Annotated in this window: 17 protein-coding genes; 7 read left to right on the top strand and 10 right to left on the bottom strand. The window is 72.9% G+C overall.

Annotated features, from left to right (window positions below; all coding sequences use genetic code 11):
- Positions 1-139: 139 nt before the first annotated feature.
- From AC1DQC_RS08060 to AC1DQC_RS08070, 3 genes are all read left to right on the top strand, one after another.
- Positions 140-682 (top strand): ASCH domain-containing protein, encoded by a 543-nt coding sequence (locus AC1DQC_RS08060; RefSeq protein ID WP_477050705.1) that lies wholly within the window; start codon positions 140-142, stop codon positions 680-682.
- A gap of 53 nt (positions 683-735) precedes the next feature.
- Positions 736-1,800 carry a 3-isopropylmalate dehydrogenase gene (locus tag AC1DQC_RS08065; protein ID WP_477050706.1) on the top strand — a complete coding sequence of 355 codons (1,065 nt, stop codon included), beginning with the start codon at positions 736-738 and terminating at the stop codon, positions 1,798-1,800.
- 87 nt (positions 1,801-1,887) lie between these two features.
- Positions 1,888-2,997, top strand: a complete 1,110-nt coding sequence (locus tag AC1DQC_RS08070; protein ID WP_477050707.1) for a branched-chain amino acid aminotransferase — start codon at positions 1,888-1,890, stop codon at positions 2,995-2,997.
- Between the two features lie 75 nt (positions 2,998-3,072).
- Here the strand turns inward: AC1DQC_RS08070 and AC1DQC_RS08075 are convergent, their stop codons facing one another.
- Positions 3,073-3,678, bottom strand: coding sequence for a DUF6069 family protein (locus AC1DQC_RS08075; protein WP_477050708.1), 606 nt, complete (start codon positions 3,676-3,678; stop codon positions 3,073-3,075).
- A 351-nt stretch (positions 3,679-4,029) separates the two neighbouring features.
- Here AC1DQC_RS08075 and cimA point away from each other — a divergent pair, with 351 nt between their 5' ends.
- From cimA to AC1DQC_RS08090, 3 genes are all read left to right on the top strand, one after another.
- Positions 4,030-5,652: a citramalate synthase gene (cimA, locus tag AC1DQC_RS08080; protein ID WP_477050709.1), complete on the top strand. Its 1,623-nt coding sequence runs from the start codon at positions 4,030-4,032 to the stop codon at positions 5,650-5,652.
- An 88-nt stretch (positions 5,653-5,740) separates the two neighbouring features.
- Positions 5,741-6,613: a hypothetical protein gene (locus AC1DQC_RS08085; RefSeq protein WP_477050710.1), complete on the top strand. Its 873-nt coding sequence runs from the start codon at positions 5,741-5,743 to the stop codon at positions 6,611-6,613.
- 21 nt (positions 6,614-6,634) lie between these two features.
- A complete protein-coding gene (locus AC1DQC_RS08090; protein ID WP_477050711.1) occupies positions 6,635-7,693 on the top strand; it encodes a lipoate--protein ligase family protein in 1,059 nt (352 codons plus the stop codon).
- 1 nt (position 7,694) lies between these two features.
- On the opposite strand, the gene AC1DQC_RS08095 is transcribed toward AC1DQC_RS08090, so the two are convergent.
- The 6 genes from AC1DQC_RS08095 to ybaK all read right to left on the bottom strand — a co-directional run bounded on the left by AC1DQC_RS08095 (position 7,695) and on the right by ybaK (position 10,590).
- Complete coding sequence (locus AC1DQC_RS08095) at positions 7,695-8,009, bottom strand: YidH family protein (RefSeq protein ID WP_477050712.1); 315 nt, start codon at positions 8,007-8,009, stop codon at positions 7,695-7,697.
- Complete coding sequence (locus AC1DQC_RS08100) at positions 8,006-8,371, bottom strand: YidH family protein (RefSeq protein WP_477050713.1); 366 nt, start codon at positions 8,369-8,371, stop codon at positions 8,006-8,008. Before AC1DQC_RS08100 ends, AC1DQC_RS08095 begins: the two co-directional genes overlap by 4 nt.
- A gap of 15 nt (positions 8,372-8,386) precedes the next feature.
- Positions 8,387-8,836: a hypothetical protein gene (locus AC1DQC_RS08105; protein ID WP_477050714.1), complete on the bottom strand. Its 450-nt coding sequence runs from the start codon at positions 8,834-8,836 to the stop codon at positions 8,387-8,389.
- Positions 8,823-9,017: a helix-turn-helix transcriptional regulator gene (locus tag AC1DQC_RS08110; RefSeq protein WP_477050715.1), complete on the bottom strand. Its 195-nt coding sequence runs from the start codon at positions 9,015-9,017 to the stop codon at positions 8,823-8,825. Before AC1DQC_RS08110 ends, AC1DQC_RS08105 begins: the two co-directional genes overlap by 14 nt.
- A gap of 322 nt (positions 9,018-9,339) precedes the next feature.
- Positions 9,340-10,071, bottom strand: coding sequence for a YggS family pyridoxal phosphate-dependent enzyme (locus AC1DQC_RS08115; RefSeq protein ID WP_477050716.1), 732 nt, complete (start codon positions 10,069-10,071; stop codon positions 9,340-9,342).
- Between the two features lie 21 nt (positions 10,072-10,092).
- Entirely contained in the window at positions 10,093-10,590 is a 498-nt protein-coding gene (gene ybaK, locus AC1DQC_RS08120; protein WP_477050717.1) for a Cys-tRNA(Pro) deacylase, read from the bottom strand.
- Positions 10,591-10,663: 73 nt separating this feature from the next.
- Here ybaK and AC1DQC_RS08125 point away from each other — a divergent pair, with 73 nt between their 5' ends.
- On the top strand, positions 10,664-11,062 hold the full coding sequence (locus AC1DQC_RS08125) for a YccF domain-containing protein (RefSeq protein ID WP_477050718.1): 399 nt from the start codon (positions 10,664-10,666) through the stop codon (positions 11,060-11,062).
- 3 nt (positions 11,063-11,065) lie between these two features.
- Here AC1DQC_RS08125 and AC1DQC_RS08130 read toward each other — a convergent pair whose 3' ends face one another.
- From AC1DQC_RS08130 to AC1DQC_RS08140, 3 genes are read right to left on the bottom strand one after another with little or no spacing between them, the layout of a single operon-like run.
- On the bottom strand, positions 11,066-11,329 hold the full coding sequence (locus AC1DQC_RS08130; RefSeq protein ID WP_477050719.1) for a hypothetical protein: 264 nt from the start codon (positions 11,327-11,329) through the stop codon (positions 11,066-11,068).
- A gap of 42 nt (positions 11,330-11,371) precedes the next feature.
- Entirely contained in the window at positions 11,372-11,764 is a 393-nt protein-coding gene (locus AC1DQC_RS08135) for an MmcQ/YjbR family DNA-binding protein (protein WP_477050720.1), read from the bottom strand.
- A gap of 3 nt (positions 11,765-11,767) precedes the next feature.
- Positions 11,768-14,320, bottom strand: a complete 2,553-nt coding sequence (locus tag AC1DQC_RS08140; protein WP_477050721.1) for a DEAD/DEAH box helicase — start codon at positions 14,318-14,320, stop codon at positions 11,768-11,770.
- Between the last annotated feature and the right edge of the window lie 68 nt (positions 14,321-14,388).

Consider the following 14,388-nt stretch of genomic DNA (forward strand, 5'->3'; position numbering starts at 1 on the left):
GTGGCGCTGGTCCTGCCACACCAGTCCCGTGGGCACCACGCGCGGCAGGTTCGGACGGCCGCGGCGGGGGCGAGGGCCCCGGTTGTGCCGGTGGCCAGCGGGTACGCAAGGATGGGCGGACCACGACGAAGGGACGACGATGACCGACGAGCAGGTTGAGGGCGTCGAGGGCGCGGTCGAGGACGTGCGCATCGCGGCGTTCTGGCAGGCCGCCCGAGGGCATGTCGGGTTCGGCAAGCTGGACAGCGTGCTCGGTGAGTCACCCGAGGACGTGGTGCCGCCGCCGTCGTGGTCGTACGGCGACGACGACGAGGCGGCCGAGCTGCTGGCCCGTGTGCTCGACGGCCGGCGCACGGCGCACGCGCTGGCGGTCGCCGAGCTGGAGCAGGTCGGGCTGGAGCTGCCGCGCGTCGGCGACCTGTCGATCGTGGTCGACCACGCGGGGACCCCGCGCGCGCTGCTGCGCACGACGGAGGTCGCGGTGGTGCCGTTCGACCAGGTGGACGCGGACCACGCGGCCGCCGAGGCGGAGGGCGACGGGTCGCTGGAGTTCTGGCGCACGCACCACGAGGAGTCGTGGCGCCGGGTGCTGGGGGAGGGCTTCTCGCCGAGCACCGACGTGGTGCTCGAGCGCTTCGAGCTGATCTACCCGACCACCGGCCCGACGCCTGCGGTCGACTGACCGCAGTGTGAGACATCCGTCCCGAGCGGTGGGACGGGGTCTAGGCTCGATCCATGGTCGACACCTCCTCCGCCCGGGACATCCGCCTCGCTGTCGTCGCTGGTGACGGCATCGGCACGGAGGTCGTCGAGCAGGGCCTGCTGGCCCTCGACACCGCCCTGCACGGCGGGTCGGTCACGGTGTCGACGACCGACTTCGACCTCGGCGCGCGCCGCTGGCACGCCACGGGCGAGACGCTGACGGACACCGATCTCGACGCGATCCGCGCCCACGACGCGATCCTGCTGGGCGCCATCGGCGACCCGAGCGTCCCGTCGGGCGTGCTCGAGCGCGGGCTGCTGCTCAAGCTGCGCTTCGCGCTCGACCACTACGTGAACCTGCGCCCGAGCCGCCTGTACCCGGGCGTCGCCTCGCCGCTGGCCCACCCCGGCGACATCGACTTCGTGGTCGTCCGCGAGGGCACCGAGGGTCCGTACGTCGGCAACGGCGGCGCGATCCGCGTCGGTACGCCGCACGAGGTGGCCAACGAGGTCAGCGTGAACACGGCGTTCGGCGTGGAGCGCGTGGTGCGCGACGCGTTCGCCCGCGCCGCCGCCCGACCGCGCAAGAAGCTCACGCTCGTGCACAAGCACAACGTGCTCGTGCACGCCGGTCACCTGTGGCGCCGCACGGTCGAGGCCGTGAACGCCGAGTTCCCGGACGTGACGGTCGACTACCTGCACGTGGACGCGGCGACGATCTTCTTGGTCACCAACCCGTCGCGGTTCGACGTGATCGTGACCGACAACCTCTTCGGCGACATCCTCACGGACCTCGCCGCCGCGATCACCGGCGGCATCGGCCTGGCGGCGTCGGCGAACATCAACCCGGACCGCACGGCGCCGAGCATGTTCGAGCCCGTGCACGGCTCGGCGCCGGACATCGCCGGTCAGGGCAAGGCCGATCCGACGGCCACCGTGCTGTCGGTCGCCCTCCTGCTCGAGCACCTGGGCCTCGCGGACGAGGCGGCGCGCGTCGAGAAGGCCGTCGCCGACGACATCGCCGAGCGCGGCCAGGCCGAGCGAGTACGGTCGACGGCCGAGGTGGGCAAGGACCTGGCCGCGCGCATCGCCGGCTGATCCGCATCCTCGGGGCCTCGCCCCGGATATCCACCCGGCCGTCCTCACCGGTACCGTCAAACCTGACTCTGGTGAAAGGCCCCGCAGATGAGCACCCTGGCAACCCCGACGTCCGCCGACCTCTTCGAGGTCACGCGGACCGACACCCCCGTCCCCGACGAGCAGCGCGAGGCCGCGCTGGCGTCGCCGAAGTTCGGCACCGTGTTCACGGAGCACATGGCCCGCATCTCGTACTCGCAGGAGAGCGGGTGGACCGGTCGCCGCATCGAGAAGTACGGCCCCCTGCTGCTCGACCCCGCGACCGCCGTGCTGCACTACGCGCAGGAGATCTTCGAGGGGCTCAAGGCGTACCGGCACCCCGACGGCTCGGTCTGGACGTTCCGCCCGCAGGCCAACGCGGCGCGGTTCGCCCGCTCGGCCCGGCGCCTCGCGCTGCCGGAGCTGACCGAGGCGGACTTCCTGGGCGCCATCCAGGCGCTCGTCGCGACGGACCTCGCCTGGGTGCCGTCCGGTGAGGAGACGAGCCTCTACCTGCGGCCGTTCATGTACGCGTCCGAGAGCTTCCTCGGGGTCCGCCCCTCGCTCGAGGCGGAGTTCCTGGTCATCGCCTCGCCGGTGGGGCCGTACTTCGCCGGCGGCGTGCGGCCGGTCGCCATCTGGGTCGACCAGGAGTACCACCGCGCGGGCGCCGGCGGGACCGGTGCCGCCAAGTGCGGCGGCAACTACGCCGCGAGCCTGCTCCCGCAGCAGGAGGCCTACGCCAAGGGCTTCGAGCAGGTGTGCTTCCTCGACGCGTCGACGAACACGCAGCTCGAGGAGCTCGGCGGCATGAACGTCTTCGTGGTCCACGCCGACGGCAGCGTGGCCACGCCGCCGATCTCGGACTCGATCCTCGAGGGCGTCACGCGCTCGTCCATCCTGCGGCTGCTCACCGACGCCGGGCACGAGGTGTCGGAGCGGCCGATCCCGCTGACGGAGCTCACGGCGGGACTGGCCGACGGCTCGGTGCACGAGGTCTTCGCGTGCGGCACCGCGGCCGTGGTCACGCCTATCGGCCGACTGGCCAGCGGCGACTTCGACCTCACCGTCGGCGACGGTGAGGCGGGTCCGGTCACCACGCGCATCCGCGCCGAGCTGACCGACATCCAGTATGGGCGCGCGACCGACCGGCACGGCTGGCTGCACCGCCTCGTCTGAGGTCGGAGGTCGCTCCGCGAGGACGTCGACCGCATCGCGCCCGCGGGCGCGATGCGGGTCGACGGGCTGACGGGGTCAGTCGACGGTCGACCCCGGCCGCAGCGTCCGCCCGAGGACGCCGACGAGCAGCGACCAGATCGCGATGCCGATGAGCGCGTTCACCACGCCCGCCGAGATCGACGACTCGAGCTTGTCGGTCCAGGTCAGCGGCAGGAGCGCCGCCGTGAGGGTGCCGAGGAACATGATCCAGCCGAAGAACGCCTTGGGCTTCGGCGTGGTGAGCACGAGCAGGTGCAGCAGCCCGCCGGCGAGCACGGCGAAGACCGCGGCGCCGACCACGTAGGCCGCTCCCGTCGAGTCGGTGCCGAACACGTCCTTGACCGCGAGGTCGATCGAGAGGATCTGGTCGACGATGACGACCCCCACCAGCCCGACGAGCGCCGCGACGAGGGCCGTGGCGACGACACCGGCCCAGTAGCGCCCGGCGTCCACCGACGGGCCGACGGGACGGGCGGGCACGGCCGCGGCGACGGGGACGGGTTCGACGGGCACGGCCGCGGGCTGGAGCGCGGCCGGGTAGACGACGGTCGGGTCGGCCGGCGGAGGTACGGGGGCAGCGGGCGGCGGCGTCTGGTGCGGGTAGGCGGACTGGCGCTCCGGCGGGGGAGTGGGGACGGACATGCTGCCTCCTGGTAGGTCGACCGACCTGCGCGCCGCCGGTGACGGCACGTGTTCACCGTAGCGAATCGGACATTCCCGCGGACCGCGTCCGCGCCGTGAGCGGCGTGTCCAAGGCGTGGAACGCGTGACCACCGCTCGTGACGTGTGCCACGATGCAGGGGTGAACCACTCTTCCCTCATTATCGAGTAGCGCGTCGGCCCACCAGCTGACGCGCAGACCTCCCGTACCCCGGGGGGTCTTTTTGTTGGTCGGAGCACCACCCCCGCCCCGACCACCGTCCACCGGACCGGCACACCCCGCCGCAGGGTCAGGACCTAGCTCGCCCGTCCCAGCACCGAAGAGAGCCCATCGTGTCCGTCCCCGCCCGCACTCCTTTCCAGGTCTACGACACGACCCTGCGCGACGGTGCCCAGCAGGAGGGCATCAACCTCTCCGTCTCCGACAAGCTGGCGATCGCGCCCCTGCTCGACGAGCTCGGCGTGGGCTTCATCGAGGGCGGCTGGCCGGGCGCGGTGCCCAAGGACACCGAGTTCTTCAAGCGGGCGGCCAAGGAGCTGGACTTCCGCAACGCCGAGCTCGCCGCGTTCGGCAGCACCCGCAAGGCCGGCACGCGCGCCGTCGACGACCCCCAGGTGCGCGCGCTGGTGGACTCCGAGGCGCCGGTGGTCGCGCTCGTCGCCAAGCACGACCTGCGGCACGCGGAGCGGGCGCTGCGCACCACGGGCGAGGAGAACATCGCGATGATCGCGGACACGGTCGCGTTCCTCGTGCGCGAGGGACGCCGGGTCGTGGTGGACGCCGAGCACTTCTTCGACGGCTACCGCTTCGACCCGGCGTACTCTCGCGCCGCGGTCCTCGCCGGGTTCGAGGCGGGAGCCGAGGTGGTCGCGCTGTGCGACACCAACGGCGGCATGGTGCCCACCTGGGTGGCCGAGATCGTGCACGAGATCCGCGAGGCGGTCGGGCCCGACGTCATCCTGGGGATGCACGCGCACAACGACTCCGGCTGCGCGGTGGCCAACACGCTCGCCGCCGTCGAGGCCGGGTGCGCCCACGTGCAGGGCACGGTCAACGGGTACGGCGAGCGCACCGGCAACGCGGACCTGCTGGCCGTCGTCGCCAACCTGCAGCTGAAGTACGGGCTCCCCGTCCTCAAGGTCTCCGACGGGCTGCCCGGCGGCCTGCCCGAGCTCACCCGGATCGCGCACGCGATCAGCGAGATCACCAACATCTCCCCGTTCGCCCGCTCGCCCTACGTCGGCGCCAGCGCGTTCGCGCACAAGGCCGGCATCCACGCCTCGGCCATCAAGGTGGACCCCGACCTCTACCAGCACACGGACCCCGCCGAGGTGGGCAACGACATGCGCATGCTGATCTCCGACATGGCCGGGCGCGCGTCGATCGAGCTCAAGGGCCGCGAGCTCGGTTTCGACCTGTCGGGGCGCCCGGAGCTGCTGGGCCGGGTCACGGAACGGGTCAAGGACGCCGAGTCCCGCGGCTACACGTACGAGGCGGCGGACGCGTCCTTCGAGCTGCTCCTGCTCGAGGAGATCGACGGGCAGCGCCCCCTGTACTTCCGCGTCGAGTCGTGGCGGACCATCGTCGAGCGCTCGGGCGGCCGCGGCACGCCTGCGACGGCCGAGGCGACGGTCAAGCTGCACGCGGGCGGCGAGCGGATCGTGAGCACGGGCGAGGGCAACGGTCCCGTCAACGCGCTGGACCACGCGCTCCGGCTCGCCCTGATGCGCGTGTACCCGGAGCTCGAGGACTTCGAGCTCATCGACTTCAAGGTGCGCATCCTCGACTCGATGCACGGCACCGACGCCGTCACGCGCGTGCTCATCGAGATGACCGACGGGCAGCGCTCCTGGAGCACGGTCGGCGTCGGGCCCAACCTGCTCGAGGCGTCGTGGGAGGCGCTCACGGACTCGGCCATCTGGGGGTTGCGGAACCGCGGCGTGCTGCCGCGCTGAAGTTCATCCCTGCACTCTCGAGCGCGGCGGCCTAGCCTCGGAGCAACAGCCGCTGGAGCGCGGCCGCCGATGTGCGGAGGGAGCGGTCGTGTCCGGCAGTGCGCCGCAGCCCGTGGACCCGGGCACAGGGGGCGGACCGCAGGGGGGAACGCCGCCCCGGCCACGACGTGGCTGGTGGTGGTTGCTGTTCGCCCTGCTCGCGCTCGCCCTGGTGACGGCGCTGGTGTCCCAGCCGTGGGAGCCGGTGGTGACCGAGCCGGCGCCCTCCACCACCGTGACGGTGCCCTCGCCCACGACCCCCAGCACGCCGTCGCCCTCGGTGTCGATCGGGCCGCCCGGAGCGGACGCCGTCTTCGACCCGACCACGGCCGCCCCCCTCTTCGTCACCCCGGAGGAGCTGGCCACGGACGTCCCCGCCGCCGAGCCCGGCGTGCAGCCCCTCATCACCTCGGGCCAGCGGACGTGGGGGCTCCCGGCCGGGTCGACGGTCGATCCCGCCGAGTGCCTGACGGCGGTCACCGTCGTCGCCACGCCGCCGTCCTGGTTCGACACCCGGCTCTGGGGCAACAGCGCGATGAGCTTCGAGCAGGAGGTCATCCTGCTGCCCGATCCCGCCGCGGCCCGCGAGGCCTTCCGCGAGCTGGTCACCACGGTCGACGCCTGCCCGAAGTACAGCCAGGTCAACGAGGGCATCGACGGTGCGACCTGGACGGCGGAGCCCGCCATCGAGGGCCAGGGCGTCTACCCGTCGATCGTGCAGGAGATCACCCAGTCCGCCGAGGGCACGTCGCAGCCCGCGTACCGCGGTCACATGCTCGTGGGCAACGCCATCGTGACGTGGACGGCGGAGTCGCTGGCGACCATCGACCCGGACGCCGCGCTGGCCACCCTCGGCGACCCGACCAGCCTGTCGGCCATGGTGCAGGGCCGCGCGCAGACCGCCGTGCAGGCGCTGGGCTGACGCGCACCTACGCTGGGCTCCGTGCACGGTGAGTACAAGGTCCCCGGCGGCAAGCTCGTCGCGGTCGACCTCGACGTGGTGGACGGGCTGCTGAGCGGCGTCAGCGTGAGCGGCGACTTCTTCCTGGAGCCCGACGAGGCGCTGCCGGTGCTGTCGTCGGCCCTGGACGGGCTCCCGCGGGACGCGCCCGTGAGCCGGCTGACCGAGGCGGTGACGACGGCGCTCGCCCACGAGGAGCAGCCGGTCACCATGGTCGGGTTCGACGCCCACGCGGTGGCGCTCGCGGTCCGCCGGGCGCTCGGGTTCTCCACCGCCTGGAGCGACCACACGTTCGAGCTGATCCACCCGGGCCCGCTCCCGCCGGCCCTGCACACCGCGCTCGACCAGGTGCTCACCGAGGAGCTCGCCGCCGGCCGGCGCGGGCCCACGCTGCGCTTCTGGGAGTGGGTGGAGCCGGCGGTCATCATCGGGTCGTTCCAGTCCCTGCGCAACGAGGTCGACCTGGAGGCCGCGCAGCGCTACGGCATCACCGTGGTGCGGCGCATCTCGGGCGGCGGCGCGATGTTCATGGAAGCCGGCAACTGCATCACGTTCTCGCTCGTGGTGCCGGCGTCCCTGGTGGACGGGATGACCTTCGAGGAGTCCTACGCGTTCCTCAACCAGTGGGTGCTCGGCGCGCTCGCGGACGTCGGCGTGCAGGCGGTGACCAGCGGGCTCAACGACATCGCGTCACCGGCCGGCAAGCTGGCGGGCTCGGCGCAGAAGCGGATGGTCGGCGGCGCCGTGCTGCACCACGTGACGATGTCGTACGACATCGACGCCGACAAGATGCTCGAGGTGCTCCGGATCGGGCGCGAGAAGCTCTCGGACAAGGGGACGACGAGCGCGAACAAGCGGGTCGACCCCGTCCGCTCGCAGACCCAGCTGCCGCGCGAGGCGGTCATCGCCGCGTTCGCGGCGCACTTCCGCAGCCGCTACCCGACGGTCGACGGCGAGCTGCGGCCCGAGGAGCTGGAGCGGGCGACCGAGCTGATGCGGACCAAGTTCACCGACCCGGGGTGGACCGCGCGCGTGCCGTGACTCAGTCGCCGTGGAGCAGGACGAACGCGACCGCGGCGACGCCGATCACCAGGACCCCGAGCGCGCTCACGGCGACCAGCCGGCCTCCGGGGGGCAGGTCGGCCCCGGACAGGTGACGCCGGGCGGAGACGGTGGCGAGGGCGATCGCCACGACGGCGGCGGTGCCGGCCAGCGCCCAGGCCGACAGGCCGAGGAACTCCTGCAGCAGGTGAGCCGCGGCGAGGCCACCCGCGGTGAGGCCGATCGCGGTGCGCCGCCAGGCGAGGTGCGTCCGTTCGGCGGCGAGGGTGGGGGGCGGCTCCTGCGGCACGGTCACGCCGCCACCAGCCCGACGAGCACCAGGACCCCGGACACGCAGACGCCGACCACGAGCAGCCCGAACGCCGACGGCGTGGGCAGCGACCGGCCGAGCCGCACGGCCCGCTCCGCCCGGGCCCACCCGACCCACGCGAGCACGGGCGCGATCGCGCCGACCGCGACGAGGACCAGCGCGGCGGCGAACCGGAGGTCCGACTGGACCGGCAGGTCGAGCGCCTCGAGCGCCACCCCGCCGGCCAGCAGCGCCAGCGACGTGCGGATCCAGGCGAGGAACGTGCGCTCGTTGGCGAGGGAGAACCGGGCGTCGGGGTCGGTGCCGCTGCCGTAGACCCACCGGGGGAACCGACGCTCGTCGCTCATGGCCTCATCCTGCCGTCACAGCCGCCGGGACAGCGTGAGGAGTGCCGCGACGAGCACCACGAGCAGCACGGCCTCGATGGCGCCGATCACCGTGGAGCCGTCGGCGCCGAGCGCCACGGCGGCGAGGCCGACCGCGTTGGCCAGGAACGCGGCCAGCCCGACCCACGCCAGTGAGGCGGTGAGGATCGCCTTGTCGCGCTCGTCGGCGGCGCCCAGCAGCGTGCGTCCGAACCCACCGTCGGCCGTCCCGCGGCGCCGGGCGCGCCAGCGGACCACGGCGGCGACGGCGACGACGAGCGCGCCGCCCACCAGCGCGCCGGCGGCCGTGTCGGGCTCGCCGGCCAGGGTGAAGGTCAGCCAGAGGAGGCCGACTGCGACGAGGGCGGCCGCGCAGCTGAGGAAGAAGCGGCGGTCGGAGACGGTGCGGGGCTGTCGCGTGGTGCGCTGGGGCTCAGACGTCGTCATGGAAGATCTCCTCGATTGTCGTGCGGAAGTAGCGGGCCACGGAGAACGCCAGCGGCAGCGACGGGTCGTAGCGGCCGTTCTCCAGGGAGTTGACGGTCTGCCGGGAGACGGCCAGCGCCTCGGCGAGGGCCGCCTGGGACAGCCCCGCCTCCTCGCGCAGGCGCCTGATCTCGTTCCTCATGGGGCGTCCGCGGAGGGCGCGTCCAGGGCGTGCATGGTGTCGAGCGTGTCCGGCACGAGAGGTCTCCGATGCGTCGATCCGATGTCAAGCGTGCTTGACGTGACAAGCGTGCTTGACATAGGCCGCGGTGTCAAGCGACCTTGCCATCGGCGGATGTATCACGAGCGGCCGGCCCCGCTCCTGACCGTCGACGAAGGAGAGAGATGGACCTCGACCTGGACCGCCAGCTGCGCCGCCTCACCGTGCTCCGTGCGCGCGAGCTCGCCACCACCCGGACCCGTGCGTCGCTGCGAACCGCCCAGGTGCTGGTGCTGCGCGGGGGTCACGTCGGTCGGGCGCCGAACACCGCGCTGCCCACCCGCACGAGGGTCGCGCCCTCCGCGACCGCGAGCTCGAGGTCGCCGCTCATGCCCATGGACAGCTCCGTGGCGGTCTGAGTCCCCGCCGCCACGACCTCGTCCCGCAGGGCGCGCAGCAGCGCGTACCCCGCCCGCACCACGCCCGCGTCGTCCGAGCGGGCGCCCACGGTCATCAGACCCGCGACGCGCAGCCCCGGCAGCCCGGCGACCTCGCCCGCCAGCGCCACGGCGGTCGACGGTGCCACGCCGTGCTTGGTCACCTCGCCCGACACGTTCACCTGCAGGTAGACATCGACGGCGCGCTCCGCCCGTGCCGACAGCCGCTCCGCGAGGTCCAGCGACGCCACCGACTCGATGCAGGACGCCCAGCGCAGCGCCGCGTTGACCTTGTTGGACTGCAGCGGGCCGATCAGGTGCAGGCTCGCGAGCCCGTCGAGCTCCGGTCCCTTGGCCACCAGCTCCTGCACGCGGTTCTCGCCGACCAGCACGGCGGTGAGCGTGGGGTCGGCGGCACGGGCGTCGCGATCCGCCTCGAGCGCCGCGCGCACCAGCGCCGCGGGCTGCGTCTTGGTGGCGAGCAGCAGCCGGACGTCGGCGGGGTCGCGGCCCGCGGCGCGCGCCGCCTCGGCGACCCGTCGGCGGACGTCCGCCAGCCGGCCGGCGAGGGTCAGCCGGTCCGCCGCGTCGTCGCCCATGGCTGCAGAACCTACCGGCGGTCAGTTGCGGGCGATGTCCGCGACCACGGCGGACGTCAGCCGGACCAGGTCGTCGGGCGCGAGCTCCACGTCGAGGCCGCGGCGGCCGCCGGAGACGAGGACGGTGTCGAACAGCCACGCGGTCTCGTCGACGACCGTCGGGTGCGAGGCCCGCTGGCCCAGCGGGCTGATGCCGCCCACCACATACCCGGTGGCGCGCTCCGCGTCGGGCTTGGCGGCCATGGCGGCCTTCTTGCCTCCGACCGCGTGCGCGAGCGCCTTGAGGTCGAGCTGACCGGTCACCGGCACCACGGCGACGGTGAGCGTGCCGTCCACCACCGTCATCAGGGTCTTGAACACCTGCTCGGCCGGGAATCCGAGCGCCGCGGCGGCCTCGAGCCCGTAGCCGAGGGTGCTCGCCGGGTCGTGCTCGTAGGCGTGCGCCGTGTGCGCGACGCCGGCGGCGGCCAGCGCGACGAGGGCCGGAGTGCCGGTGGGGGTGTGATCCTTCTTCGCCACGGGGCCACGATAGGGGCCGCGTCAGGGTGGTCCCCGATACCGTCCGCCGCGCCGCAGGGTGCAGGCTGGCCTGGTGAAGACCCTGCTCAACCTCATCTGGCTCGTGCTCGCCGGCCTGTGGCTCGCTCTCGGCTACGTGCTCGCCGGGATCCTCTGCTGCATCCTCATCGTCACGATCCCGTTCGGCATCGCCTCGTTCCGCATGGCCAGCTACGCGCTGTGGCCGTTCGGCCGGACCGTCGTCGACAAGCCCACCGCGGGCGCGTTCTCGGTGATCGGCAACATCATCTGGCTGATCGTCGCCGGCTGGTGGCTGGCGCTGGGCCACATCCTCACCGGCGTCGCCCAGGCGATCACGATCATCGGCATCCCGCTGGCGCTGGCCAACTGGAAGATGGTGCCCATCTCGCTGTTCCCGCTGGGCAAGCAGATCGTGCCGGCCGACCGGATGATGGCGGCCTTCGGGCACTGACCACTACTGGCCGATGATCAGGACGGCGATCAGGTAGATCAGCGTCCCGGCGGCGACGCCCGTGCTCGCCGCGAACCAGAGCGCGGGGTTCTTCCCCCGGGCCTGCAGCACCATCGCCGTGACGACGAGCACGACGGCCGCCACGAGCGTGAGCAGCCCGAGGACCAGCGCCGCGGACAGCAGCGCCGCGACCAGGCACACGACGAACACGAAGCGCGGCGACTTGGTCACGCGCGCGGTCGGCTGGGGCTTCGGGTCTGTCGCCATGCGCGAACGGTAGCCCGCTCGTCGGGGTCGCCGGGCGCCGTCTCAGGCCGGACCGTCGGGGTGCGCGGCGAGCCACCCGGCGGCCAGCCGCTTCGGCGCCTGCGCGAGCCAGGCCTCCGTCAGCAGGTCGCGCAGCTCGGGCACGTCGATGGCGTCGAGGCGCACGAGGATCGCCGGGTAGCCGTGGAAGTGGGGCGTCGTGAAGTACACGTCCGGCAGTCGGGCGATCAGCTCGTCCTTGGCCTCCAGGCCGGGCACGCGTGCGCACAGGATGGCGCCCTCGGGTGCCGACGACCCGAGCGCCTCGCGGTCCTTCGCGCGCAGCGGGCGGTCCCACGCGAGCGGCTTGCCGCACACGCCCCACTCGAGTCCCGGCCCCTCCGAGGTCTCGGGCAGGTCCGCGACCTCGCGCCGTACGTCGTCCCACGTGGCCATGGCTCAGCCTGACAGGTCTCCCAGGGGGCCGACGGCGACGATCCGGAGCTGGACCTCACCCGTCTCGTCCGAACCGGCCAGGTCGACGACCGCGTCGATGCGCCAGTCGTGGTCGTCCTCGGGGTCGTCGAGCAGCTGACGGACGTGCCAGGTGCCGCGGCCGGGGGTGACCTGGAACAGCGCCGGGCCGCGCGCCGGGGCGCCCGTGAGGATCTCGTCGTGGTCCTCGTAGAACGGGTCGAGCGCGGCGCGCCAGCGGTCGGCGTCCCAGGGGACGTCGTCGGTGTCGACGTCGCCCAGCTGCGCGAGCCCGCCGTAGTACTCGCGGGCCGCGAGCTCGACCCGGCGGAACAGCGCGCCGCGGACCAGCGCGCGGAACACCCGCGGGTTGGCCGTGATCGGCTCGGGGACGTCCTCGTCGATGCCGCCGGGGGCGTCGGCGCCGTGCTCGTCCAGCGGGTTGCTCAGGCGCTCCCACTCGTCGAGAAGGCTGGAGTCCGTGCGGCGGACGAGGTCGCCCAGCCACTCGATGATCTCCCACAGCTCCTCGGTGCGCGCCTCCTCGGGGACCGTCTGGCGCAGGGCGCGGTAGGCGTCGGCGAGGTAGCGCAGCAGCACGCCCTCGGTCCGGTCCAGCTGGTAGAACGCGACGTACTCGGCGAAGCTCATCGCCCGCTCGTGCATGTCGCGGACCACGGACTTGGGGGACAGGGCGAGGTCGGCCACCCACGGGTTCGTCTGGCGGTAGGTGGCGAACATCGCCTCGAGCAGCTCCGCGAGCGGCTTCGGGTAGCCGACGTCCTCGAGGAGGGCCATGCGCTGGTCGTACTCGAGGCCGTCGGCCTTCATCTGCGCGACGGCCTCGCCGCGCGCGCGGTTCTCCTGCGCGGACAGCACCTGGCGCGGGTCGTCGAGCGTCGCCTCGATCACCGAGACGACGTCGTGCGCGTAGGCGGGGTCGTCGCGGTCGAGCAGGTCGAGGGCGGCGTACGCGAACGGCGACAGCGCCTGGTTGAGCGCAAAGTTGGGCGGCAGATCCGTGGTGAGGCGCAGCCCTCGGTGGCGGCCGGTGGCGTCCTCGATCCAGGGGCGCTCGACGACGCCCGCGGCGCGCAGCGAGCGGTACACCGCGATCGCGCGACGGATGTGCCGGCCCTGGGCGCCCGCGGGTTCATGGTTGTCCGTGAGCAGCCGGGTCATGGCCGCCACCGGGTCGCCCGGACGGGCCAGCACGTTGAGCACCATGGCGTGCGACACGGCGAAGCTGCTGGTCAGCGGCTCAGGCGGGGCGTCGCGAAGCCGCTCGAAGGTGCTGTCCGTCCAGTTCACCTGGCCTTCGGGAGCCTTCTTGCGGACGATCTTCTTGAGCTTGCGCGGGTCGTCGCCCGCCTTCTCCAGCAGCTTGCGGTTCTCGATCACGTGCTCGGGGGCCAGCACGATGACCTCGCCTACGGTGTCGAAGCCGGCCCGGCCCGCCCGCCCCGCGATCTGGTGGAACTCGCGAGCCGACAGGTGCCGCATCCGCACGCCGTCGTACTTGACCAGGCTGGTGAGCAGGACGGTCCGGATCGGCACGTTGATGCCGACGCCGAGCGTGTCCGTGCCGCACACCACCGGCAGCAGCCCCTTCTGGGTCAGCCGCTCGACCACGCGCCGGTACTTGGGCAGCATCCCCGCGTGGTGCACGCCGACCCCGTGCCGCAGCAGCCGGTTGAGCGTGCGACCGAAGCCCGGCCCGAACCGGAAGCCCGCGATCTCGTCGGCGATCCGGTCGCGCTGCTCGCGGCTGGCCAGCGGCGTCGACATCAGGGACTGCGCGCGCTCGACGGCCTCCTTCTGCGTGAAGTGCACGACGTATACGGGCGCGCGGCGGGTCTTCACCAGCTCGTCCAGCAGCTCGTGCAGCGGCTCGATCGCGTAGCTGAACGTGAGCGGCACCGGCCGCTCGGCGTTCGCGATGACGGCCACCGGCTGGTGCGTCCGGCGCGTGAGGTCCTCGGCGAAGAAGCCGACGTCGCCCAGGGTCGCCGACATGAGCACGAACTGGACGCGGGTGAGCTCCAGCAGCGGCACCTGCCACGCCCAGCCGCGCTGCGGGTCCGCGTAGAAGTGGAACTCGTCCATGACCACCTGGCCGACGTCGGCGTCGTCGCCGTCGCGCAGCGCCACGTTGGCCAGGATCTCGGCCGTGCAGCAGATGATCGGGGCGCCGGGGTTGACCGCGGAGTCGCCCGTCATCATGCCGACGTTGGCGGACCCGAACGCCTCGACCAGGGCGAAGAACTTCTCGCTGACCAGCGCCTTCAGCGGCGCCGTGTAGTAGGTCCGGCGCCCCTGGGCCAGGGCGACGAAGTGCGCGGCGACCGCGACGAGCGACTTCCCCGAGCCCGTCGGCGTCGACAGGATCACGTGCGCACCGGTGACCAGCTCCAGCAGCGCCTCGTCCTGGTGCGGATAGAGGGTGAGGCCCTGGTCCTCGGCCCAGCCGGTGAAGGCCTCGTACAGCGCGTCGGGGTCCGTGGGATCGGCGGGGATGCGGTCGGCCAAGGTGCTCATCGTGCGTGCATGGTCCCACGGCGGCGCGACCATAGGGTGTGGCGGTGAGCGACGGACCGACGGTGGAG

This window comes from Cellulomonas sp. P4_H12 (assembly GCF_056400905.1).